General features: G+C 59.0%; 17 protein-coding genes. 9 read left to right on the top strand and 8 right to left on the bottom strand.

The genetic code is table 11. The features are described from left to right. The first annotated feature begins 19 nt into the window (after positions 1-19). The 9 genes from IH404_RS24005 to IH404_RS24045 all read left to right on the top strand — a co-directional run bounded on the left by IH404_RS24005 (position 20) and on the right by IH404_RS24045 (position 14,110). Positions 20-1,459 carry a sigma-54 dependent transcriptional regulator gene (locus tag IH404_RS24005; protein WP_005791455.1) on the top strand — a complete coding sequence of 480 codons (1,440 nt, stop codon included), beginning with the start codon at positions 20-22 and terminating at the stop codon, positions 1,457-1,459. Positions 1,460-2,156: 697 nt separating this feature from the next. Beyond that, positions 2,157-3,560, top strand: coding sequence for a polynucleotide adenylyltransferase PcnB (locus IH404_RS24010; RefSeq protein WP_194439211.1), 1,404 nt, complete (start codon positions 2,157-2,159; stop codon positions 3,558-3,560). A gap of 2 nt (positions 3,561-3,562) precedes the next feature. Continuing rightward, a complete protein-coding gene (folK, locus tag IH404_RS24015; RefSeq protein WP_194439213.1) occupies positions 3,563-4,048 on the top strand; it encodes a 2-amino-4-hydroxy-6-hydroxymethyldihydropteridine diphosphokinase in 486 nt (161 codons plus the stop codon). Positions 4,049-4,411: 363 nt separating this feature from the next. Further along, positions 4,412-5,212, top strand: coding sequence for a 3-methyl-2-oxobutanoate hydroxymethyltransferase (panB, locus tag IH404_RS24020; RefSeq protein WP_005791461.1), 801 nt, complete (start codon positions 4,412-4,414; stop codon positions 5,210-5,212). Beyond that, positions 5,209-6,060: a pantoate--beta-alanine ligase gene (gene panC / locus IH404_RS24025; RefSeq protein ID WP_194439214.1), complete on the top strand. Its 852-nt coding sequence runs from the start codon at positions 5,209-5,211 to the stop codon at positions 6,058-6,060. The genes panB and panC overlap by 4 nt, the downstream gene beginning before the upstream one ends. A gap of 223 nt (positions 6,061-6,283) precedes the next feature. Beyond that, the gene (pgi, locus tag IH404_RS24030) at positions 6,284-7,948 is read left to right on the top strand and encodes a glucose-6-phosphate isomerase (RefSeq protein ID WP_005791464.1); all 1,665 of its coding nucleotides are present in this window, start codon (positions 6,284-6,286) and stop codon (positions 7,946-7,948) included. A gap of 105 nt (positions 7,949-8,053) precedes the next feature. Continuing rightward, positions 8,054-9,991, top strand: a complete 1,938-nt coding sequence (acs, locus tag IH404_RS24035; RefSeq protein WP_194439216.1) for an acetate--CoA ligase — start codon at positions 8,054-8,056, stop codon at positions 9,989-9,991. A gap of 93 nt (positions 9,992-10,084) precedes the next feature. Then, a complete protein-coding gene (locus IH404_RS24040; protein ID WP_194439218.1) occupies positions 10,085-11,101 on the top strand; it encodes a class I SAM-dependent methyltransferase in 1,017 nt (338 codons plus the stop codon). A gap of 87 nt (positions 11,102-11,188) precedes the next feature. Beyond that, positions 11,189-14,110, top strand: a complete 2,922-nt coding sequence (locus IH404_RS24045) for a DUF748 domain-containing protein (RefSeq protein ID WP_194439221.1) — start codon at positions 11,189-11,191, stop codon at positions 14,108-14,110. A gap of 288 nt (positions 14,111-14,398) precedes the next feature. Here the strand turns inward: IH404_RS24045 and IH404_RS24050 are convergent, their stop codons facing one another. The 8 genes from IH404_RS24050 to rimP form a co-directional block, all read right to left on the bottom strand. Further along, positions 14,399-15,022 (bottom strand): BON domain-containing protein, encoded by a 624-nt coding sequence (locus IH404_RS24050; RefSeq protein ID WP_005791472.1) that lies wholly within the window; start codon positions 15,020-15,022, stop codon positions 14,399-14,401. Between the two features lie 296 nt (positions 15,023-15,318). After that, positions 15,319-17,424, bottom strand: coding sequence for a polyribonucleotide nucleotidyltransferase (pnp, locus tag IH404_RS24055; RefSeq protein WP_005791474.1), 2,106 nt, complete (start codon positions 17,422-17,424; stop codon positions 15,319-15,321). Positions 17,425-17,619: 195 nt separating this feature from the next. Further along, complete coding sequence (rpsO, locus tag IH404_RS24060) at positions 17,620-17,889, bottom strand: 30S ribosomal protein S15 (protein WP_003176135.1); 270 nt, start codon at positions 17,887-17,889, stop codon at positions 17,620-17,622. A 115-nt stretch (positions 17,890-18,004) separates the two neighbouring features. Then, a complete protein-coding gene (truB, locus tag IH404_RS24065) occupies positions 18,005-18,922 on the bottom strand; it encodes a tRNA pseudouridine(55) synthase TruB (RefSeq protein WP_005791476.1) in 918 nt (305 codons plus the stop codon). Between the two features lie 3 nt (positions 18,923-18,925). Beyond that, positions 18,926-19,321: a 30S ribosome-binding factor RbfA gene (gene rbfA / locus IH404_RS24070; protein WP_003176137.1), complete on the bottom strand. Its 396-nt coding sequence runs from the start codon at positions 19,319-19,321 to the stop codon at positions 18,926-18,928. Between the two features lie 159 nt (positions 19,322-19,480). Beyond that, the gene (infB, locus tag IH404_RS24075) at positions 19,481-21,997 is read right to left on the bottom strand and encodes a translation initiation factor IF-2 (protein ID WP_194439223.1); all 2,517 of its coding nucleotides are present in this window, start codon (positions 21,995-21,997) and stop codon (positions 19,481-19,483) included. Between the two features lie 27 nt (positions 21,998-22,024). Further along, positions 22,025-23,506 (bottom strand): transcription termination factor NusA, encoded by a 1,482-nt coding sequence (nusA, locus tag IH404_RS24080; RefSeq protein WP_005791481.1) that lies wholly within the window; start codon positions 23,504-23,506, stop codon positions 22,025-22,027. 47 nt (positions 23,507-23,553) lie between these two features. Next, on the bottom strand, positions 23,554-24,012 hold the full coding sequence (rimP, locus tag IH404_RS24085; RefSeq protein WP_003235029.1) for a ribosome maturation factor RimP: 459 nt from the start codon (positions 24,010-24,012) through the stop codon (positions 23,554-23,556). Positions 24,013-24,074 lie beyond the last annotated feature (62 nt).

Here is a 24,074-nt window from a genome sequence, read left to right on the forward strand (position 1 = left end):
CGTCGAGAGAATTGAATCAATGCCGCACATTTTGATCGTCGAAGACGAAACCATTATCCGCTCTGCCTTGCGTCGCCTGCTTGAACGAAATCAGTACCAGGTCAGCGAAGCCGGCTCGGTGCAGGAAGCCCAGGAGCGGTTCAGCATCCCCACGTTCGACCTGATTGTCAGCGACCTGCGCCTGCCTGGAGCCCCGGGCACCGAGCTGATCAAGCTGGGCCAAGGCACCCCGGTGCTGATCATGACCAGCTACGCCAGCCTGCGCTCGGCGGTCGACTCGATGAAGATGGGCGCGGTGGACTATATCGCCAAGCCTTTCGATCACGATGAGATGCTCCAGGCCGTGGCCCGCATCCTGCGTGACCGTCAGTCGGCCAGCAGCGCGCCTGCCGAACAACGCCCAGCCGGTAAAGCGACCAACGGCGCCGACAAACCTGGTGTGGACAACAGCAATGGCGAGATCGGCATCATCGGCTCCTGCCCGCCGATGCAGGATCTGTACAGCAAGATCCGCAAGGTGGCGCCGACCGATTCCAATGTATTGATCCAGGGCGAGTCGGGCACCGGCAAGGAGCTGGTAGCCCGCGCCCTGCACAACCTGTCCAAGCGCGCCAAGGCACCGATGATCTCGGTGAACTGTGCGGCAATCCCTGAATCGCTGATCGAGTCCGAACTGTTCGGTCACGAGAAAGGCGCGTTCACCGGCGCCAGCGCCGGGCGTGCCGGCCTGGTTGAAGCGGCGGACGGCGGCACCTTGTTCCTCGATGAAATCGGCGAGCTGCCACTGGAAGCCCAGGCGCGCTTGTTGCGGGTGTTGCAGGAAGGCGAGATTCGCCGAGTCGGTTCGGTGCAATCGCAAAAGGTTGATGTGCGGCTTATTGCAGCGACGCACCGTGACCTCAAGAGCCTGGCCAAGATCGGCCAGTTCCGTGAAGACTTGTATTACCGCCTGCACGTGATCGCCCTCAAATTGCCAGCCCTGCGCGAGCGCGGCGCCGACGTCAACGAGATCGCCAGTGCGTTCCTGTTACGCCAGAGCGCACGCATCAACCGTACCGACCTGAAGTTTGCCGCGGACGCCGAGCAGGCAATCCGGCATTACTCGTGGCCGGGTAACGTGCGGGAATTGGAGAACGCCGTGGAGCGCGCGGTGATCCTGTCGGAAAGCCCGGAGATTTCCGCCGAGCTTTTGGGCATCGATATCGAGCTCAGTGACCTGGAAGACGATGACTTCATCGGCCTGGCCCCACAACAGGGCGGCGGTAGCAATACCAGTCATGAGCCGACGGAGGATTTGTCACTGGAAGACTACTTCCAGCATTTCGTCCTGGAACATCAGGACCATATGACCGAGACCGAACTGGCCCGCAAACTGGGTGTGAGTCGCAAGTGCCTGTGGGAACGGCGCCAGCGCCTGGGCATTCCGCGGCGCAAGACCGGGGTTGCCAGCGAGAGTTGAGGGGGCGCCCCCACAGGTAACACCTGCAGATGTGAAAAAACTGTTACCGCTGACTTTTCACGTAACAAAAGCCGGGGCTTACGGTAACGAAGCCCCGGCTTTTTTTTGCCCCCTAAAACTGCAAAACCACCTCAACCCCCTGATTTTGCTGGCCGGCACAAAAGTTGGCACGCACCCTGCTATATGCTTAGTACAAAAACAATAACAAGCTTTGTACAAGACAATAAAAATAAGACGAATCGACTCACGCATAACAAAAACAACACGGCGGAGGCGCAGCTAACTGATTCTTTTGGAGAGGCGTTGCATTTGGGGCTTGCCCCGCAACCAGGCCGAGAACAACAAAAACTGCCCTGAGGCAGAGCCTGAACTGGTTGGATCGTAGATCAGCAACACAGCGACCAAAGCAATCCGTTTGCTCTTGACTCTCGATTGGGAGTGTCATGAAGGTGAAGCTTCATGGCGAGGGCGATCAACAAAAACAAGAAGCCCGAAATCAATAATAAAAATAGAGCACGCAACTACTTCTGGGGGAGCTTCGGCTCCCCTTGTAGTTTCCGGGATTTGCCCCCAAAACGCTTATGGCGCAATGCCTGTAGCTTGTTCCTACACCATCCCCTGACTAAATGCTAGAATCCCCGCCCATCATGCGGTCATTCTTCGTTATGGCCGAACATTCCTTCAAACAGTGCATCCCATGCTGAAGAAGTTGTTCCAGTCATTCCGTTCTCCCTTGCGTCGTACGCAACACAAACGCAGCACGCCTGAAGTGCTCAACAGCAGCCAGCATTCGTTGCAGCGCGCTCAATTCAGCCGTTATGCAGTGAACATCGTCGAACGTTTGCAGAACGCCGGCTACCAGGCTTACCTGGTGGGTGGTTGCGTACGCGACATGCTGCTCAATATCACGCCCAAGGATTTCGACGTAGCCACCAGTGCCACGCCTGAACAAGTGCGCGCCGAGTTTCGTAACGCACGAATCATCGGCCGGCGTTTCAAGCTGGTGCATATCCATTTTGGTCGCGAAATCATCGAGGTCGCGACCTTCCGCGCCGGTCACCCGCAAAACGATGACGAAGAAGACACCAATCAGTCTTCCCGCAACGAGAGCGGGCGCATCCTGCGCGATAACGTCTACGGCACCCTGGAGGAGGACGCGCAACGTCGCGACTTCACCATCAATGCCCTTTATTACGATCCGGTCAGCGAGCGCATCCTCGATTACGCCAATGGCGTACACGACATTCGCAATAACCTGATCCGCCTGATCGGTGACCCGACCCAGCGCTATCAGGAAGATCCGGTGCGTATGCTGCGCGCCGTGCGGTTCGCGGCCAAACTCAACTTCGGTATCGAGAAGCACACGGCCGCGCCGATTCGCGAGCTGGCGCCCATGCTGCGGGAAATCCCCTCGGCACGCCTGTTCGAAGAGGTGCTCAAGTTGTTCCTCTCCGGGTATGCCGCCGACACCTTCGAAATGCTCGTCGACCTGCAGTTGTTCGACCCGCTGTTCCCGGCCAGTGCCGAGGCGCTGGAATACAACCCGACGTACACCCACACGCTAATCAGCGAAGCGTTGGTCAATACCGACCTGCGCATCAAGCAGAACAAACCGGTAACCCCGGCATTCCTGTTTGCCGCCCTGCTGTGGCCAGCGCTGCCCAAGCGCGTACTGCGCCTGCAGGACCGTGGCATGCCGCCGATCCCGGCCATGCAGGAAGCCGCTCACGAACTGATCGCCGAGCAGTGCCAACGCATCGCCATCCCGAAACGCTTCACCATGCCGATCCGCGAAATCTGGGACATGCAGGAACGTTTGCCGCGTCGCAGCGGTAAGCGTGCTGACCTGCTGCTGGACAACCCGCGTTTCCGTGCCGGCTACGACTTCCTGCTGCTGCGCGAAAGCGCCGGTGAGCAGACCGATGGCCTGGGCGAATGGTGGACTGACTATCAGGACGCCAATGACAGCCAGCGCCGCGAAATGATTCGTGAGCTTGGCAGCAAAGGCGATGGTGCCGGTGAAGGGCCGAAAAAGCGTCGCCGCAGCGGCAGTAAGCGTAAACGCAGCAGTGCCGATGCCTCGGGCGCCGCGGGCGAATAAACGTGGAACGTATCTACATCGGCATGGGCAGCAACCTGGCTGCCCCGCAACAGCAATTGCGCAGCGCGATCGAGGCGCTGGCGCAACTGCCTGGCACCCACCTCGCTGGTGTGTCCGCCTTCTATCAAAGTGACTCCCTGCTCCCGGGCCAACCGCGCTACACCAACGCGGTTGCGGCACTGGACAGCAGCCTGGCGCCGTTGGACCTGCTCGACGCACTGCAAACCATCGAGAATGACCAGGGCCGCGAACGGCTTGAGCGCTGGGGCCCACGCACACTGGATCTGGATATCTTGCTGTTCGGTGATCGCCTGATCGACGAACCGCGCCTCAAGGTGCCGCACTACCAGATGCATCTGCGCGCCTTTGTGCTGTATCCGCTGGCTGAACTGGCGTCAGCCGACCTGCAACTGCCTGACGGCCAACGCTTGAGCGCCCTGCTCACAGCCTGCCCATTCGTCGGCCTGGAACGCTTACCGCAAGAATGACTCGGTCAATGTGGGAGCTGGCTTGCCTGCGATACAAGCGACTCGGTGTATCAGCCACACCGCGTGGATGCCATCGCAGGCAAGCCAGCTTCCACATTTGATCTCCTCTGCCGTAAAACCGCGCACAAGTTGCGCAATGGCGTCAGTAACAGCGGTAACACCGCCATCGTAACAATGCGGTAACACATCCAATTGACTTCCCGTGTCCTCCTCACGACTATAGGCGTCCCGCTGCCGCCAACCCGGCGCTACAGGGCGCAATCCAGGCCTTATAAGCACTGCTTTCAAGACAGTGCGCCTGTATAAACGAAGACTCACGCGCGTTACTCGCTGTTTCCAAGCGCCTGAACGAGGACCCTTTTCATGCCAGACATTACCCTGACCACCTTGCAGAGCCTCAAGCTCAAGGGTGAAAAAATCACCATGCTGACCTGCTATGACGCCACCTTCGCCAACGCCTGTTGCCAGGCCGGGGTTGAAGTGCTGTTAGTGGGCGACTCCCTGGGCATGGTTCTTCAAGGGAATGACAGCACCTTGCCCGTGACCACGGATGAACTTGCCTACCACACCGCCAGCGTCAAGCGTGGCAACGACGGCGCCTTGATCATCGCCGACCTGCCGTTCATGGGGTACGCCACGCTTGAGCAAACCTTCCAGAACGCCGGCAAGCTGATGCAGGCCGGCGCCCATATGGTCAAAGTCGAAGGCGCCGTGTGGCTGGCCGAGTCGATCCGGCTGCTGGCTGAACGCGGTGTACCGGTATGTGCACACATGGGCCTGACCCCGCAGTCGGTGAACATCCTCGGCGGCTACAAGGTACAGGGTCGCAATGAAGCCCAGGCACGCCAGATGCGTGCCGATGCCATCGCCCTGGAACAAGCCGGTGCCGCGATGATTGTGCTGGAGTGCGTCCCCAGCGAACTGGCCGCAGAAATCACCCAGGCCGTCAAAGTGCCGGTAATCGGCATTGGCGCCGGCTCCGCCACCGATGGCCAGGTGCTGGTCCTGCACGACATGCTCGGCCTGTCGATTAGCGGTCACGTGCCCAAGTTCGTGAAGAACTTCATGGCCGGCCAGGACAGCATTCACGCAGCCCTGAGCGCTTACGTCAGCGAAGTCAAGAATGTGACTTTCCCAGGCGTTGAACACGGATTCTCGGCATGAACACCGTTAAAACCGTCCGCGAACTGCGGGCTGCCGTGACCCACGCCCGCAGCGCCGGCAAACGCATCGGCTTTGTGCCTACCATGGGCAACCTGCATAGCGGCCATGCCACCCTGGTGACCAAGGCCGCGCAGCAGGCGGATTTCGTGGTGGCGAGCATTTTCGTCAATCCACTGCAATTCGGTGCCGGCGAAGATCTGGATAAATACCCGCGCACATTGGCCGCCGACCAGGAAAAACTCCTGCAGGCGGGCTGCAACCTGCTGTTCGCGCCCACTGTCGAGGAAATGTACCCCGATGGCATGAACGGCCAGACCCGCGTCAGCGTGCCACAAGTGTCCGAAGGCTTGTGCGGCGCCAGCCGCCCAGGGCATTTCGAAGGCGTGGCCACGGTGGTCAGCAAGTTGTTCAACATGGTCCAGCCCGACATGGCCGTATTTGGCCAGAAGGACTACCAACAGTTGGCAGTCATTCGCGCCATGGTCAGCGATCTGAACATGCCGATCCAGATTATCGGTGAACCCACCGTGCGTGCAGCGGACGGCCTCGCGCTGTCATCACGCAACGGTTACCTCACCGAGGAACAACGTGCGATCGCGCCGGTGCTGTACCGCGCGCTCAGCCAGATCGCCACGGCCATCCAAGACGGTGATCATGATTTCGCCAAGCTTCGCGCCGAGCAAATCCAGCAGATTGAAGCCGCAGGGCTACGCATGGACTACCTGGAAGTGCGCCAAGGCGTAAATTTGCGCCCGGCCACGGCTGAAGATCGGGATGTGGTGATCCTGGTCGCCGCTTATCTGGGCGCCACGCGCCTGATCGATAACCTGCACCTGAACCTCGCCTGACCCCACTTTACCCTCCACCTGTTGCCCCGACGGCTGTGCCGGTATAAAAAAGTACCGGCCACAGCGCAGACAAAGCCAAGACATATCCACACGCTAGGTTTAATGTAATCGCCCTGCGCTATGGTTAGCGCTGTCTGGAACCCAGTCGTTGAGACAAGAATGGATGTTCCGGGCTTTTAAGTGTCCTAAAGGCAGTCCCTGTAATAAAAGGAAACCCGCAGCGATGGCGTACTACCGCACCCCTCACGACGTTACCGCTCTGCCCGCCTGGCAAGCGCTTGTTCAACATCGCCAAGCCATGCAGGATTTCAGCATGCGCGAAGCGTTCAATGCCGACCCTCAGCGCTTTTCCCAATTTACCTTGAGCAGCTGCGGACTTTTCCTCGATTACTCGAAAAACCTGATCACCAGCGAAACCCGCGACCTGCTGGTGGACCTGGCCAAGGAAGTGAACCTTAAAGGCGCGATTGATGCGCTGTACGCCGGCGAGCCCGTCAACTCTTCCGAAGGCCGCCCGGCGCTGCATACCGCCCTGCGCCGCCCGGTGGGTGACAAGCTGTCGGTCAACGGCGTGAACATCATGCCGGACGTGCACAAGGTGCTGAACCAGATCACTGACCTGGTCGGCCGCATCCACGACGGCCTGTGGCGTGGCTACACCGAAAAGCCGATCACCGACGTGGTGAACATCGGCATCGGTGGTTCGTTCCTCGGTCCGGAACTGGTCTCCGAGGCTCTGCTGTCCTACGCCCACAAAGGCGTGCGTTGCCACTACCTGGCGAATATCGACGGCAGCGAGTTCCACGAGCTGACCATGAAGCTGCGCGCCGAGACTACGCTGTTCATTGTCTCGTCCAAATCCTTCAACACCCTTGAAACCCTGAAGAACGCCCAGGCCGCCCGCGCCTGGTACCTGGCCCAGGGTGGCTCGGAAGCTGAGCTGTATCGCCACTTCATCGCCGTTTCGAGCAACAACGCGGCGGCCGTGGCCTTTGGCATTCGCGAAGAGAACATCTTCCCGATGTGGGATTGGGTAGGCGGGCGTTACTCGCTGTGGTCTGCGATTGGCTTGCCAATTGCCCTGGCCATCGGCATGTCCAACTTCAAGGAACTGCTGTCGGGTGCCTACACCATGGACCAGCACTTCCTGAACGCGCCGTTCGAAGCCAACATGCCTGTGCTGCTGGGTTTGCTGGGCGTGTGGTACGGCAACTTCTGGGGCGCGCAGAGCCATGCGATCCTGCCGTACGACCATTACCTGCGTAACATCACCAAGCATTTGCAACAGCTGGACATGGAATCCAACGGCAAGAGCGTGCGCCAGGACGGCACGCCAGTGTCCACCGATACAGGCCCGGTGATCTGGGGCGGCGTAGGCTGCAACGGGCAGCACGCTTACCACCAGCTGCTGCACCAAGGGACGCAACTGATCCCGGCCGACTTCATCGTGCCGATCGTCAGCTTCAACCCGGTCTCCGATCACCACCAGTGGCTATACGCCAACTGCCTGTCCCAGAGCCAGGCACTGATGCTCGGCAAGACCCGCGGCGAAGCCGAAGCCGAGCTGCGTGAAAAGGGCCTGCCGGAAGCGGAAGTGCAGAAGCTGGCACCGCACAAGGTGATCCCGGGCAACCGTCCGAGCAACACCATCGTGGTCGAACGCATCAGCCCGCGTCGCCTCGGTGCGCTGGTGGCGATGTATGAGCACAAGGTGTTCGTGCAGAGCGTGGTCTGGGGCATCAACGCTTTTGACCAATGGGGCGTTGAACTGGGCAAGGAACTGGGCAAAGGCGTTTACAACCGCCTGACGGGCGCCGAAGAAACCTCAGCCGAGGACGCTTCGACCCAGGGCCTGATCAACTACTTCCGCGGTCGTCACCGCGGCTGATGCTGATCACTCAAGGCCAACGTCTGTTTGGACGTTGGCCTTGAACCCTCCCACCACAGGGTGCATCTTTATCACTTGTCGCAAAAACAAGAATAAGGATCGCTCATGTTCGATATCAGCACGTTTCCCACCGCCGATGCCGTCCGCCGGGCTGCGCAACTCAGTCAAGAGGACTATCAGCGCCTCTATCGCCAATCCATCGAGCAGCCGGACACTTTTTGGGCCGAACAGGCCAAGGCCTTTCTGGACTGGATAACACCGTGGCACACCGTCCAGCAGTCAGACATCAATACCGGTGCCGCCCAATGGTTTGCCGGCGGCCAACTGAACGTCAGCTACAACTGCATTGACCGTCACCTGGCGCAACGCGCCGATCAGCCGGCCTTCATCTGGGAGGGCGACGATCCGTCAAAATCCTCCACGATCACTTACCGCCAACTGCATCAAAACGTCAGCCGCCTGGCCAATGTGCTGAAAAACCGTGGCGTGAAAAAAGGCGACCGCGTGTGCATCTACATGCCGATGATCCCGGAAGCGGCCTACGCCATGCTGGCCTGCACGCGAATTGGCGCGGTGCACTCAGTGGTGTTTGGCGGGTTTTCGCCTGACGCCCTGCGTGACCGTATTCTCGATGCCGACTGCCGCACCGTGATAACCGCCGACGAAGGCGTGCGCGGCGGCAAGCCCGTGGCGCTGAAACAGAATGTCGATAAAGCCCTGGCCAGTTGCCCGAACGTCAGCACGGTGCTGGTGGTCGAGCGCACCGGAGCCAGCGTGAACTGGAACGAGGGCCGCGACCTCAAGTACCAAGCGGCCCTGGACGCCGCCAGCGACAACTGCCCACCCGAGCCGATGGACGCCGAGGATCCGCTGTTCATCCTCTACACCTCCGGCAGCACCGGCAAACCCAAGGGCGTGCTGCACACCACTGGCGGCTACCTGCTGCAAGCGGCGATGACCTTCAAGTACGTACTCGACTACCAAGAGGGCGAAGTGTTCTGGTGCACCGCCGATGTGGGCTGGGTCACCGGGCATAGCTACATCGTCTACGGTCCGCTGGCCAATGGCGCCACTTCGCTGATGTTCGAGGGCGTACCGAGTTATCCGGACAGCTCGCGCTTCTGGCAGGTGATCGATAAACATCAGGTGAATATTTTCTACACCGCGCCCACCGCTTTGCGCGCCCTGATGCGTGAAGGCCACGGTCCATTGGAGAGCACCTCCCGCGCCAGCCTGCGCCTGCTGGGCAGTGTCGGTGAGCCGATCAACCCGGAAGCCTGGGACTGGTACTTCAAGGCGGTGGGCGAACAGCGCTGCCCCATCGTCGATACCTGGTGGCAAACCGAAACCGGCGGCATCATGCTCAGCCCGCTGGTCAGCGCCCAGCGCATCAAGCCGGGCTGCGCGACACAGCCGATGTTCGGCGTACAACCGGTGCTGCTCGATGAGCAGGGCAAGGAAATCAGCGGCGCCGGCAGTGGCGTGCTGGCGATCAAGGCCAGCTGGCCGGGGCAGATTCGCAGCGTCTACGGCGACCCGCAGCGCATGGTCGACACCTACTTCAAGCCCTATCCCGGCTACTACTTCACCGGCGACGGCGCGCGCCGCGATGAAGACGGCGACTACTGGATCACCGGTCGCATCGATGATGTGATCAACGTATCCGGCCATCGCATCGGCACCGCCGAGGTCGAGAGTGCCCTGGTGCTGCATGACCAGGTCGCTGAAGCCGCTGTGGTCGGCTATCCCCATGACGTCAAGGGCCAGGGCATCTATGCCTTTGTAACGCCAATGAACGGCGTCGAGCCCAGCGATGCGCTGAAAAAGCACTTGCTGGACCTGGTCAGCAAGGAAATTGGCAGCTTTGCCAAACCGGAACTGATCCAGTGGGCGCCTGCCCTGCCGAAAACCCGCTCCGGAAAGATCATGCGGCGCATCTTGCGCAAGATCGCCTGCAACGAACTGGACAGCCTGGGCGATACCTCAACCCTGGCTGACCCAAGCGTCGTAGACGGGTTGATCGACAAACGCCTGAACCGATAGCGCTCAGGATAATCCCCGGCCTGTGCAGGCCGGGGTTAACTGTTAAACTCCGCGCCCCGATTTTCTTATTTTTCTGCAAGCAAGGCGCGCTTCATGACCCCCCTGAATCAGGCGCTGCGCGCCGCCCTCGATCACCGCCAAGACCTGATCAACGAACTGCACGCCCAGGGTACGGACTGCTACCGGCTATTCCACGGCAGCCAGGAAGGCGCCGGCGGCTTGACCATCGACCGCTACGGCCCGCAATTGCTGGTGCAGAGCTTCCATCAGTCGCTGGACAGCGCAGACCTTCTGGACCTGCATCAGCTGATCAACCAATACATAGGCCTGGAATTGCTGCTGGTGTACAACGACCGTGCCCGAGGCAACTCGCGTATCGATCGTGAAGATACGGTATACCGCGCAGAGCCTGCGGCGCTGGAAGACCTGGTCGGCCACGAGTGGGGCCTCAGCTACCGTGTGCGGGGGCGCCATGCCGGGCAGGACCCGTTGCTGTTCCTCGACCTGCGTAACACCCGTGGCTGGGTGAAGGATCACAGCGCCGGCAAAAGCGTGCTGAACCTGTTCGCCTACACCTGCGGCGTGGGCTTGAGCGCGGCCGCCGGCGGCGCACGCGAAGTGTGCAACTTGGATTTTGCCGAGGGCAACCTGGCGGTTGGGCGTGAAAACGGCCTGCTCAACCCACAATTGCCGAGCATGGAATTCGTACAGTCCGATTACTTCCCGGCCATTCGCCAACTGGCGGGCCTGCCGATCACCCAGCGTCCCGGCCAAAAACTGCCGAGCTATCCGCGCCTGGAGCAGCGCCAGTACGACCTGGTCCTGCTTGATCCGCCCGCCTGGGCCAAGAGCGCGTTCGGCACCGTCGACCTGCTGCGCGACTATCAGAGCTTGCTCAAGCCAGCGCTGCTGACCACCGCTGACAATGGCGTACTGATCTGTTGTAACAACCTGGCCAAAGTCAGCATGGATGACTGGCGTGAACAGGTGCTGCGTTGCGCAGAAAAAGCCGGTCGCCCAGTGCGCGACTGGCAGGTCATGACACCCGGGGCGGACTTTCCTTCCACGGATCAGCAGCCTCCGTTAAAGACCTTGATCCTGCATTTGTAGGAAGTTTCCCAGCGGCCACTGTTCTTCGGAACCGAATTACCGTGCCATACTCCAAGGCACTCTCGTTCGACACAGATGGCGTCACCCATGCCCAAAGGATTGATCCGCGCCGCAGGCGCCTTGTTGACCGCCCTGGCTTTGTACAGCTTGCTGGGCTTTCTGATTTTACCCGGCATCGCTCTTCGCATTGCCAACCAACAGTTGGCGAATTACGCCACGGTGCCGGCGCGAATCGAGCGCATCGAGCTCAACCCGTTCAGCCTGGAACTCACGCTGTGGGGCCTGAAGATCGGTGAGCCGGGCAAAGAACAAGTGGGCTTCCAGCGCTTTTACGCCAACCTGCAGGCCGACAGTCTCTGGACCCGCGCCCTGCACCTGGCCGATGTGCAACTGGACCAGCCCAAGACCGAACTGCTGTTCGACAAATCCGGCCAGTTGAACCTGGCGCAGTTGTTCAAACTGCCGCCGAGCGAACCGACTCCCGCAGATCCCGATGCCAAACCGTTCCCGCTGCGTATCGACAGCATCAAACTGGCGGGCGGCAATCTGCACTTCAGAGATCTGCGCCCCAGCGAACCTATCGAATTCCTCTACGACAAACTCGACTTCGAGCTGAAAAACCTCAGCACCCTGCCCGAAGACAACGCCGACATGACCCTGGTGGCCGCTGGCCCTGACGGCGGGCAGATCCACTGGAAAGGGAATGTCAGCCTGGTACCGATCACCTCCGAAGGTACCTTGAAGGTCACCGACGGCAAGATGAAAGCCTGGTGGCCGTATGTACGTGACGCTTTGCCGCTGGTGCTGGAAGACGGCGTGCTTAACTTCAGCACCGACTATAAGTTCAGCCTGGCCAAAGAGACCGAACTGAACTTGACCAACACCGCCGCCAGCATTGCGCCCTTCGCGATCAAGGCGCCGGATGGCCGGCCATTGGTACGCCTGGAACGCCTGGATGTCAGCGAAACCACGGTGGACCTGGCCAAGCAGCAAGTAGTTGTCGGCAAAATCCGCAGCAACAAGCTGGAAACCTGGGCCGCTCTTGAAGCCGATGGCCAACTCGACTGGCAGAAACTGTTCGCCAGCCAGCCAGGCAAGCCAGCACCAGCACCAGCACCAGCCAACGCCGACACGCCTGAACCTCAACCGGCAGCGCCAAGCAAACCCTGGCAAGTGATGCTCAAGGATGTGCAACTGCGTAACTATCAGGTACATCTGGCCGACCGCCAGGCCAAACCTGCGGTGGCGCTGGAACTGGGCCCGTTGAATGTCGACATGCAGAACTTCGACAGCCTCAACCAAAGCCCCTTCACCTTGAAGGTCGATAGTGGCGTGGGCAAGCAAGGCAAGATCCAGGCAACCGGCGAGGTTAACCTCAACCCGGTCAGCGCCAAGCTGAAAGTGAATACCCAGGACATCGACCTGCGGGTGGCCCAGTCGTATATCAGCCCATTTATTCGCCTGGAACTGCGCAGCGGCATGTTGGGCAGCAACCTGGATGTGAACCTCAAGAGCACCGAGCCGTTGGCCCTGCAAATCACCGGCCGCGCTCAGGTCGATCAGTTGCATACCCTGGACACCCTCAAGACCCGCGACTTCCTCAAGTGGCAGCGCCTGGTACTGGAGGGTGTGAACTATCAGCACGGTCAGAGCCTGTCGATCGACAAGGTCAACCTGCTGCAGCCGTATGCACGCTTCATGATCAACGACGATCGCACCACCAACATCGATGACTTGCTGATTCCCCAGCCTGCCGACAGTGGTGCCAAATCAGCCGCCAAGCCGGCGGCCAGCAAAGACAAACCCTTGGGCATCCACATCGGGCAGATCGCAATTAACGATGGTTCGGCCAACTTTGCCGACTTTAGCCTCACGCCCAACTTCGCCACCGCGATTCAACAGCTCAACGGCCAGATTGGCACCATCGATAGTCGCCAGGCCAAACCGGCCAGCGTCGATATCAAGGGTAAGGTAGACCGTTACGCCCCGGTGACCATCAAGGGCAGCGTGAACCCGTTTGATCCGATGGCAGCCCTGGATATCGCAACCAGCTTCAAACGTGTCGAGTTGACCAACCTGACACCTTACTCGGGCAAGTTCGCAGGCTTCCGTATCCGCAAGGGCCGGCTGAATCTCGACTTGCACTACGTGATCACCAAGGGCCAGTTGAAGGCCGAAAACAAAGTGGTGGTCGAACAGTTGCAACTGGGTGAGAAAGTCGACAGCTCCGATGCGGTGGACTTGCCGATTCGCCTGGCCATCGCCCTGCTCAAGGACAGCGACGGCAAGATCTCGATCGAACTGCCGGTCAGTGGCGACCTGAACAACCCGCAATTCAGCGTGATGCCGATTGTGTGGCAGACCCTGCGTAACCTCGTCGTCCGCGCAGCGACGGCGCCCTTCAAGTTTATTGGCGGGCTGGTGACGGGTGGCGGCTCTGAAGACTTGGGTAATGTTTCGTTCGCCGCGGGCTCCAGTGAGCTGAACAAAGATGCCGAGGGCGCGCTGAATACCTTGGCCAAGGCATTGAAAGAGCGCCCTACCCTGCGCCTGGAAATCGAAGGCACGGCTGCTGCCAGCAGCGACGGGCCGTTCCTGGCGGCACAGCGACTGGAACGTGAATACCAGTACAACTACTACAAGATCCTCCAGCGCCGTGGCGACAAAGTCCCGGCCCAAGCTTCGTTGCTTGAAGTGCCCGAGAAAGAAAAAGCACCGTTGCTGGAAGGTATCTACCGCACCCGTCTTAAACAGCAACCTCCCGCCGAATGGAAAGACCTGGGCAGCGATGAGCGCTCGGCGAAGCTCAAAGAGGGTGTGATCAAGTTCTGGAGCGGCAGTGATGTGCTGCTGCGCCAACTGGGCCAGGAGCGCGCCAGTACCATCAAGGATTACTTGGTGGACAAGGGCCAGTTGGAAGACGACCGGGTGTACTTCATTGATGCGCAGCTGGGGCAGGCGGAGAAAGATGGTCGCGTCATCACCCCAATGCATCTGGATGCTGAGTAACTTCTGAGCAACGCCTATCCTAATGTGGGAGCTGGCTTGCCTGCGATAGCACCACCTCGGTGCAACTGAATGACTGAGGTGCCAGCATCGCTGGCTAGCCAGCTCCCACATTTTTGGGGGGGCTGGCAGTTTTTGTTTCAACCCCAAAATAGAACAGGCCCCGACACAAGTGCCGGGGCCTGTAATGACCACATCCGTGTGGTCGGTCGCATGAACTCCAGAGGTGCATCGGGTGGATAACTAGCTCACCCTAAGCCGCCGCTATATCGTCAGACGAAACCTTGAACGTTACTCTGCTTTCAGGCCGTCGGCCGATACAGCTTTAACGCCTTTGATTTTCTTGGTGATGGCAACCGCAGTTTCTTTCTGCGATGCAGTCACAGCAGTCGGGGACGACAGGGAAACTACACCTTTGTTGGTCTCGACCTTGATATCAGTGCCAGGAATACCTTTTTCGGTAACCAGGTCAGCCTTCACTTTGGTGGTGATCCAAGTGTCGCTGGTGGTTTCTTTGGCATCAGCAGCCGCACCTTTGGTTTTGTCGATGCCGTCAGCTTTGACAGCGCCGCCAGCCAGCAGGCCGTCAGCCGAAACAGCACTCACACCTTTGATTTTCTTGGTGATGGCTACAGCAGTCGCTTTCTGCGAGTCCGAGATAGCTACGTCCGAAGATAGGGAAACCACACCTTTGTTGGTTTCTACCTTGATGTCGGAGCCTGGGATGCCTTTTTCAGTCAGCAGGTCTGCTTTGACTTTGGTGGTGATCCAGGTATCCGAGGTGGACTCTTTAGCCTTGGTCATTTCGCCAGCTGCCAGGGTCATTGGCGCCTGGGTTGGCTGAGCGAAGGCGGCGTTAGCCATGGCCAGGGTCAGAGCGGTAGCAGTTGCGGTAGCGAGAGCGAACTTCTTCATACGAGTAACTCCTGTTTTATTAAAAGTCTGCAGCGTGTGAACCTTGATGCGGCAGCGTTAACAGGGATAGTGCAGGCGGCGTGCCAAGTGGGATAACAGGACAAAATCGTTATAAAACAACAAGTTAAAAAACAGCGCGCTTTTCGAAATCGTGCAAGTTGCATGAAGCAGGTCGTGCCTGCGTGCAAGTTGCGGTTTTTTGCAGGCGACTAAACAACTGATTTTAGGGGAATTTCCTTCTCCCACAAAAAAGGGACTCCGAAGAGTCCCTTTTTTTCAGCTAGAACGCGGGGTGATTAAACGCCCGAAGCCTTGGCTGCTGCTACGTCCTTGATGGACAGCTTGATACGGCCGCGGTTGTCCACGTCCAGTACCAGCACTTCCACTTCCTGGCCTTCTTTGAGAATGTCGGTCACTTTCTCAACACGAGCGTCGCTCAGCATGGAGATGTGAACCAGACCGTCTTTGCCCGGCAGGATGTTGACGAATGCGCCGAAGTCGACGATGCGCTCAACCTTGCCGACGTAGATCTTGCCGATCTCGGCCTCAGCGGTAATGCCCAGGACGCGCTGGCGTGCAGCTTCAGCCGCTTCCTTGGTTTCGCCGAAGATCTTGATCGAGCCGTCGTCTTCGATGTCGATCGAAGCCTTGGTCTCTTCACAGATCGCACGGATGGTCGCGCCGCCTTTACCGATAACATCACGGATTTTGTCGGTGTCGATTTTCATCGCGATCATGGTCGGAGCGTTTTCCGACAGTTCGGTACGCGACTGGCCAATGATCTGGTTCATCTGGCCGAGGATGTTCAGGCGCGCTTCCAGGGCTTGGCCCAGAGCGATTTCCATGATCTCTTCGGTGATGCCCTTGATCTTGATGTCCATCTGCAGCGCGGTTACGCCTTTAGCGGTACCGGCTACTTTGAAGTCCATGTCGCCCAGGTGGTCTTCGTCACCCAGGATGTCGGTCAGGATGGCGAACTTCTCGCCTTCTTTAACCAGGCCCATGGCGATACCGGCAACCGGCGCCTTCATCGGCACACCAGCGTCCATCAGCGCCAGGGAAGCACCACAAACGGAGGCCATCGAGCTGGAACCGTTGGATTCAGTGATTTCCGACACGACACGGATGGTGTACGGGAACACGTCGGCAGCCGGTAACATCGCTGCAATCGAACGACGGGCCAGACGGCCGTGACCGATTTCGCGACGACCAGCACCACCCATGCGGCCACACTCGCCTACCGAGAACGGAGGGAAGTTGTAGTGCAGCATGAACGGGTCTTTTTTCTCGCCTTCCAGGGTGTCCAGCAGCTGTGCGTCACGGGCAGTACCCAGAGTCGCGACGACCAGGGCCTGGGTTTCACCACGGGTGAACAGCGCCGAACCGTGAGTCTTGGGCAGCACGCCGACTTCGATGTTCAGCGGGCGCACGGTGCGAGTGTCGCGACCGTCGATACGTGGCTTGCCGTTAACGATGTTTTCGCGAACGGTGCGGTATTCGATTTCACCGAATGCAGCCTTGACGTCGCTGGCAGAAGGCTGGCCTTCTTCACCGGACAACTTGGCGACAACCTGGTCCTTCAGCTCGCCCAGGCGAGCGTAACGGTCGGCCTTGACGGTGATGGTGTAGGCGTCGGAGATGGCAGCGCCGAACTCGGAGCGGATAGCGCCCAGCAGGTCGGTAGCTTCCGGAGCAGCAGCCCAGGTCCAGGTTGGCTTGGCAGCTTCGGCAGCCAATTCCTTGACCGCGTTGATTACCACCTGGAACTCGTCGTGAGCAAACAGTACGGCGCCCAGCATCTGGTCTTCGGTCAGCTCTTTGGCTTCCGACTCAACCATCAATACGGCTTCGGAGGTACCGGCAACGACCATGTCCAGGCTCGAAGCTTTCTGCTGCTCGTAGGATGGGTTCAGCAGGTAACCTGTGCTTTCGTGGAAAGCAACGCGAGCGGCGCCGATTGGGCCATCAAACGGAATACCGGAGATAGCCAGCGCAGCCGAAGTACCGATCATCGCAGCGATGTCCGGATCGGTCTTTTTGCTGGTGGAAACGACGGTGCAGACAACCTGCACTTCGTTCATGAAGCCTTCCGGGAACAGCGGACGGATCGGACGGTCGATCAGTCGGGAGGTCAGGGTTTCTTTCTCGGAAGGACGGCCTTCGCGCTTGAAGAACCCGCCAGGGATCTTACCGGCAGCGTAAGTCTTTTCCTGGTAGTGAACGGACAGAGGGAAGAAGCCCTTGCTCGGGTCAGCGGTCTTGGCGCCAACCACGGTCACCAGTACGGTAACGTCGTCGTCAACGGTAACCAGCACTGCGCCAGAGGCTTGACGGGCGATACGGCCTGTCTCGAGGGTAACGGTCGACTGACCGAACTGGAATTTTTTGATAACCGGGTTCACGGTGTCCTACCTTCTTTGTGGCTCTTGGGGGAACTTGTCTTCTTGCGAAATTCTTGGGCAATGTCGGGAATCGGCCCGACCCTCGTCCAGGGTAAAACGTGTATCCAGATAAAACTTGAGGCTGGGAGCCTACCATGGGCCAGCGGGAATCCCACTGGCACACGGCAGACAACCAACCTCTAGCGCAATCGCTGATTAGCGACGCAGACCCAGGCGACCGATCAGAGCCTGATAACGACCCAGATCCTTGCCTTTCAGGTAGTCCAGCAGCTTACGGCGCTGGTTTACCATGCGGATCAGACCACGACGGGAGTGGTGGTCTTTACCGTTGGCCTTGAAGTGACCTTGCAGTTTGTTGATGTTGTGGGTCAGCAGTGCAACTTGCACTTCTGGCGAACCAGTGTCACCAACAGCTTGCTGATAGTCAGCTACGATTTGTGCTTTTTCTTGAACGTCGAGAGCCATGAGGCAATCCTTTTTTCAGGAAACCACCCAAGGGGTGATCTCAATAGGCCGAGGGCATACCCCCGTATCTATAAATGAGAAGTGACCATGCCTATTAACAGCCACCCTCGTTCGGTCATTCTGACCGAATCAGTCGACGCGGCGCGATGCGCCCGTCTTCGCTCACTTCACCGATACCGATAAAGCGACCGTTATGATCCTGTACTCGCACCATGCCGAACTTCGGGGCATCCGGGGCGCGTACCGGCTGGCCGTTGAGCCAGTAGAACGCGCTGTGCTCCGAGAAGTGCAGCAATGGCCAATCCAGCAAACCGCTGTCCGATGGCATCAGGAAGCGATCAACCGCTTCGTTGCCGCCTTCGGCGTGCACCGCTTCCAGCTCTTCCAGCGTGACCGTCTGGGCCAGGGTGAAAGGGCCGGCCTGGGTACGTCGCAGTTCAGCTACATAAGCACCGCAGCCCAGCTTCTCACCAATATCTTCCACGAGGGTACGGATATAGGTGCCTTTGCTGCAGTCCACCGCCAATCGAGCAGTGTCACCTTCACAAGCGAGCAATTCCAGCCGGGCAATAGTAACAGAACGCGGTTCGCGCTCCACCACTTCGCCCGCACGTGCCAGCTTATAAAGAGGTTGCCCATCCCGCTTGAGCGCCGAGTACATCGGCGGTATCTGACTGATTTGCCCACGAAAAGCAGGTAATGCAGCTTCGATATCCGCACGACCAACGGTCACGTCGCGAACCTGCAAAACATCACCTTCGGCGTCTGCCGTGGTGGTTGTCTTGCCCAGTTGCATGAGGGTTTCATAACCCTTGTCCGAATCAAGCAGGTACTGCGAGAACTTGGTGGCCTCACCAAAGCACAACGGCAGAACGCCGGTGGCCAGTGGATCCAGGCTGCCGGTGTGTCCCGCCTTCTCGGCGTTAAGCAGCCAGCGGACCTTCTGCAGCGCTGCATTGGAGGTGAAACCAATGGGCTTGTCGAGCAGAATGATGCCACTGACGTTGCGACGGATACGTTTGACCTGAGCCACCGCTTACTCCTTGGCGTCTTCAGGTGTGGACGGATGCTGGCTGTCTTCAGCCACGGCGCGCTCGATCAAGGCCGAGAGGTGCGCGCCACGCACGACGCTTTCGTCGTAATGGAAGTGCAACTGCGGAACGCTGCGCAGCTTCATTTCGCGGGCCAACTGCATCCGCAGGAAACCTGCGGCGGAGTTGAGCACCTTGATGCTTTGCGCGATTTCTTCGCTGTTGTCCTGCCCCATCACGGTGATGAAGATTTTGGCATGACCCACGTCACGGCTCACTTCAACGGCGGTGATGGTGACCAGGCCAACGCGCGGGTCTTTGACTTCGCGACGGATCAGTTGAGCCAGCTCACGCTGCATCTGATCGCCGATACGCTGGGTACGGCTGTATTCTTTTGCCATGTCTTGTTACCTGTTACTGCCACACGGTGAAACCCGTGGGGTCTGAAAGCGGCAAACGCCCGGCCTGACAAAAGCCAGACCGGGCGTTGCGTTTAGAGTCCGGACACGGCGCGGGGCAAGTACATGCCCACGCGCTGTGTGGCTCCTGAAGTGCGCGAGTTAGAGGCTGCGAGCAACCTGAACCTTCTCGAAGACTTCGATCTTGTCGCCAACCTTGACGTCGTTGTAGCTCTTGACGCCGATACCGCATTCCATGCCGGCACGTACTTCGGCAGCGTCATCCTTGAAGCGGCGCAGGGATTCCAGCTCGCCTTCGAAGATAACGATGTCTTCACGCAGTACACGGATCGGACGGTTACGGTACACGGTGCCTTCGACAACCATGCAACCGGCGATCGCGCCGAATTTCGGCGAGCGGAACACATCACGCACCTCGGCGATACCCAGGATGTTCTCCCGGACGTCGCTGCCAAGCATACCGGTAAGGGCTTTCTTGACGTCTTCGATGATGTCGTAGATGACGTTGTAGTAACGCATGTCCAGGCCTTCCTGCTCGACGATCTTGCGAGCGCCAGCATCGGCACGCACGTTGAAGCCGAACAGTACAGCGTTGGAAGCCAGTGCCAGGTTGGCGTCGGATTCGGTGATACCACCGACACCGCCACCGACAACACGCACTTGCACTTCGTCGTTACCCAGGCCGTTCAAGGCGCCGTTCAACGCTTCGAGGGAACCACGGACGTCGGATTTGAGGACGATGTTAAGCGTCTTCTTCTCTTCCTGGCCCATGTTCTCGAAGATGTTTTCCAGCTTGCCGGCGTGAGCACGGGCCAGCTTGACTTCGCGGAACTTGCCTTGACGGAACAGAGCCACTTCACGGGCTTTCTTCTCGTCGGCAACTACGCTCATCTCGTCGCCAGCGTCCGGCGTACCGTCCAGGCCGAGGATCTCGACCGGGATAGCAGGACCTGCTTCCTTGATTGGCTTGCCGTTCTCGTCGAGCATGGCACGTACACGGCCGTAGTTCGAACCGACCAGCACCATGTCGCCTTGGCGCAGGGTACCGTCTTGAACCAGCACGGTCGCGACCGGGCCACGGCCCTTGTCGAGGCGCGATTCAACCACTACACCACGGCCAGGAGCCGAAGGCGTAGCAGTCAATTCCAGGACTTCAGCTTGCAACAGGACCGCTTCGAGCAGTTCGTCAACGCCGGTACCCATTTTCGCCGAGACCGATACGAATGGCGTCTCGCCACCCCATTCCTCGGATGTCACGCCGTGAACCGACAGTTCGCTACGGATGCGATCGAGATCGGCGCCCGGCTTGTCGATTTTGTTCACGGCTACAACCAGAGGAACACCGGCAGCCTTGGCGTGCTGGACAGCTTCAATGGTCTGCGGCATTACGCCGTCGTCCGCTGCAACCACCAGGATCACGATGTCGGTCGCCTTGGCACCACGGGCACGCATTGCGGTAAACGCGGCGTGACCTGGAGTGTCGAGGAAGGTGACCATGCCGCGTTCGGTTTCAACGTGGTATGCACCGATGTGCTGGGTAATACCACCGGCTTCGCCTGCGGCAACCTTGGCACGACGGATGTAGTCGAGCAGGGAAGTTTTACCGTGGTCAACGTGGCCCATTACGGTCACAACCGGCGCACGGGAAACTGCCTCGCCTTCAAACTTCAGGGACTCGGCCAGGGAATCTTCCAGGGCAGTGTCGCTGACCAGGGTCACTTTGTGGCCCAGCTCTTCAGCAACCAACTGGGCAGTTTCCTGATCCAGTACTTGGTTGATGGTGGCCGGGGTGCCCAGCTTGAACATGAACTTGATGATTTCAGCAGCCTTGACCGACATCTGCTGGGCCAGATCGCCCACAGTGATGGTCTCGCCGATCTTCACTTCACGCACGACAGGGCCGGTTGGGCTCTGGAAACCGTGGGCGTTGCGTTTTTTCAGCTTGGCCTTGCCGCGACCACCACGACGGAAGCCATCGCTTTCTTCGTCGGTAGTACGTGGGGCAACGCGTGGAGCAGGCGCTTTCTCTTTGACCGAGGCACGATGCGGAGCGTTTTTGCGCTCGCCATCGCCACCACCACCGCGACGATTGTTATCGTCGGCACGTGGTTTGTCCGGACGACGAGGTTCGTCGCGCTTGCGGGCGTCGGCTGCAGGAGCAGGCGCAGCAGCAACCGGGGCGGCCTCACGCACAGCTTCAACAGGAGCGGCAACCGCTTCAGTGTTGGCAGGTTGCGCAGCAGCAGGCTGGCGACGCGCTTCTTCTTCGGCGCGACGCTTGGCTTCTTCTTCAGCCTTCTGGCGAGCAGCATTTTCTACTGCGCGACGTTCATCCAGCTCGTGTTTGCGCTCGGCTTCGATTTCTTCCGGGCTGCGCTGTACGAAGACTTTCTTCTTGCGTACTTCTACGCTGATGCTCTTGCTACCCGCAACACGCAGGGTGCTGGTGGTTTTGCGCTGCAATGTAATCTTGCGCGGTTCTTCCACTTTCGCCTTGTGGCTGCTCTTCAAGTGAGTCAGCAAAGACTGCTTCTCACTATCGCTCACACCTTCATCGGCGGCGGTGTGCGGCAGACCTGCCTCACGCATCTGCTGCAACAGGCGCTCTACCGGTGTTTTGACCTCATCGGCCAGTTGTTTCACCGTGACTTGCGTCATGCACTTCTCTCCTCAGGCCGCGCCTAATTACTCGAACCAATGGGCTCGGGCGGCCATGATCAACTTGCCGGCACGATCTTCGTCAATGCCGTCGATGTCGAGCAGATCGTCAATAGACTGCTCGGCCAGGTCTTCGCGGGTAATTACGCCGCGCACCGCCAGTTCCATCGCCAAATCCTTGTCCATACCCTCAAGCGAGAGCAGGTCTTCGGCCGGATGGGCGTCTGCCAGCTTTTCCTCAGTAGCGATGGCTTTAGTCAACAAACGATCCTTGGCCCGAGCGCGAAGCTCGTTGACGGTGTCTTCGTCAAAGCCGTCGATGTTGAGCATTTCTTCCAACGGTACGTAGGCAATCTCTTCCAGGCTGGTGAAGCCTTCATCTACCAGTACCTGTGCCAGGTCTTCATCGACTTCCAACTCTTCGATGAAGTTGCGCAGGATGTCACCGGTTTCAGCTTGCTGCTTAGCCTGGATGTCCGATTCGGTCATCACGTTCAGGGTCCAGCCGGTCAGTTGGCTGGCCAGACGCACGTTCTGACCACCACGACCAATGGCCTGAGCCAGATTGTCTGCGCCAACGGCGATGTCCATTGCATGGGCATCTTCGTCAACGATAATTGCCGCCACTTCAGCCGGCGACATGGCGTTGATCACGAACTGCGCCGGGTTATCGTCCCACAGGACGATATCCACACGCTCACCGCCCAATTCGCCCGACACTGCCTGGACGCGCGAACCGCGCATACCGATGCAAGCGCCTTGCGGGTCGATGCGTTTGTCCTTGGAGCGAACCGCGATCTTGGCACGCGAACCCGGATCGCGGGACGCAGCCATGACTTCGATCAGACCTTCGGCAATTTCCGGCACTTCGATGCGGAACAGCTCGATCAGCATTTCCGGCGCGGTACGCGACAGGATCAGCTGAGGACCGCGGTTCTCGGTGCGGATTTCCTTGAGCAGCGCACGCAGACGCACGCCGACACGGAAGGTTTCGCGAGAGATGATGTCTTCGCGGGCCAGCAACGCTTCGGCGTTGTTGCCCAGGTCGACGATCACATTGTCGCGGGTAACTTTTTTCACGGTGCCGGAGATGATTTCACCCAGGCGCTCGCGATAAGCGTCAACGACTTGAGCGCGCTCGGCTTCACGAACCTTCTGCACGATGACCTGCTTGGCGGTCTGTGCAGCAATACGGCCGAATTCGATCGATTCGATCTTTTCTTCGACGACATCACCGACCTGGGCGCCCGGGTGCGTTTGCGCAACCTTGCTCGGCCAGGTTTCGATGGCCGGATCATCAAGATCGGCTTCTTCGACGACCGTCCAGCGACGGAAAGTCTCATAGGCACCGGTGTGGCGGTTGATTTCCACACGCAGATCAACTTCGTCTTCAAAACGCTTTTTGGTAGCAGTGGCCAGGGCCAGCTCCAGCGCTTCAAAAATCACGTTTGCCGGTACGCCCTTTTCATTGGATACCGACTCAACAACCAGCAGTACTTCTTTGCTCATCGTACGCCTCGCCTTTCGCAAGCCATTGGATCCGCGGGATCCGCGTCTCAGTCAAAACTGGGAATAATGTTGGCCTTGTCGATCATATCGATCGGCAACAGGAACTCATGGTCTTCTACCTGCACCACGACATCCTGTTCTTCTACACCGCGCAGAAGGCCCTGAAAGTTGCGTCGCCCTTCGAAGGGCGAACGCAGCTTGATCTTCACTTGTTCACCGGCAAATTTTGCAAACTGATCAATAGTGAACAGTGGGCGTTCCATGCCTGGCGAGGAAACTTCAAGGGTGTATTCAACGGAAATCGGATCTTCAACATCCAGCACACCGCTGATCTGACGGCTGACAATGGCACAATCGTCCACCAGCACGCCGCCCTCTTTATCGATATAAACGCGCAACATTGAGTGGCGACCTTGAGCCGAAAACTCAATACCCCAGCATTCATAGCCTAGGGCCACGACCACCGGGGCCAGCAAGGCCTGCAACTCTTCTAGCTTGCTCGACACCTGAACCCCCTCGTGCATGTATGTGCATGCTGTGCAAAATAAAAAAATGGGCGAAACGCCCA

The sequence above is a fragment of the Pseudomonas sp. OST1909 genome (assembly GCF_015277575.1).
GTDB lineage: Bacteria > Pseudomonadota > Gammaproteobacteria > Pseudomonadales > Pseudomonadaceae > Aquipseudomonas > Aquipseudomonas synxantha_A.

Bases quoted from the DNA above. Each gene is read 5' to 3' on its own strand.
- IH404_RS24010 (WP_194439211.1), top strand. From the start codon at position 2,157: ATGCTGAAGAAGTTGTTCCAGTCATTCCGTTCTCCCTTGCGTCGTACG.
- rbfA (WP_003176137.1), bottom strand. From the start codon at position 19,321: ATGGCAAAAGAATACAGCCGTACCCAGCGTATCGGCGATCAGATGCAG.
- IH404_RS24050 (WP_005791472.1), bottom strand. From the start codon at position 15,022: ATGAAGAAGTTCGCTCTCGCTACCGCAACTGCTACCGCTCTGACCCTG.
- nusA (WP_005791481.1), bottom strand. From the start codon at position 23,506: ATGAGCAAAGAAGTACTGCTGGTTGTTGAGTCGGTATCCAATGAAAAG.
- IH404_RS24045 (WP_194439221.1), top strand. From the start codon at position 11,189: ATGCCCAAAGGATTGATCCGCGCCGCAGGCGCCTTGTTGACCGCCCTG.
- infB (WP_194439223.1), bottom strand. From the start codon at position 21,997: ATGACGCAAGTCACGGTGAAACAACTGGCCGATGAGGTCAAAACACCG.
- rpsO (WP_003176135.1), bottom strand. From the start codon at position 17,889: ATGGCTCTCGACGTTCAAGAAAAAGCACAAATCGTAGCTGACTATCAG.
- panC (WP_194439214.1), top strand. From the start codon at position 5,209: ATGAACACCGTTAAAACCGTCCGCGAACTGCGGGCTGCCGTGACCCAC.
- acs (WP_194439216.1), top strand. From the start codon at position 8,054: ATGTTCGATATCAGCACGTTTCCCACCGCCGATGCCGTCCGCCGGGCT.
- IH404_RS24040 (WP_194439218.1), top strand. From the start codon at position 10,085: ATGACCCCCCTGAATCAGGCGCTGCGCGCCGCCCTCGATCACCGCCAA.
- IH404_RS24005 (WP_005791455.1), top strand. From the start codon at position 20: ATGCCGCACATTTTGATCGTCGAAGACGAAACCATTATCCGCTCTGCC.
- pgi (WP_005791464.1), top strand. From the start codon at position 6,284: ATGGCGTACTACCGCACCCCTCACGACGTTACCGCTCTGCCCGCCTGG.
- panB (WP_005791461.1), top strand. From the start codon at position 4,412: ATGCCAGACATTACCCTGACCACCTTGCAGAGCCTCAAGCTCAAGGGT.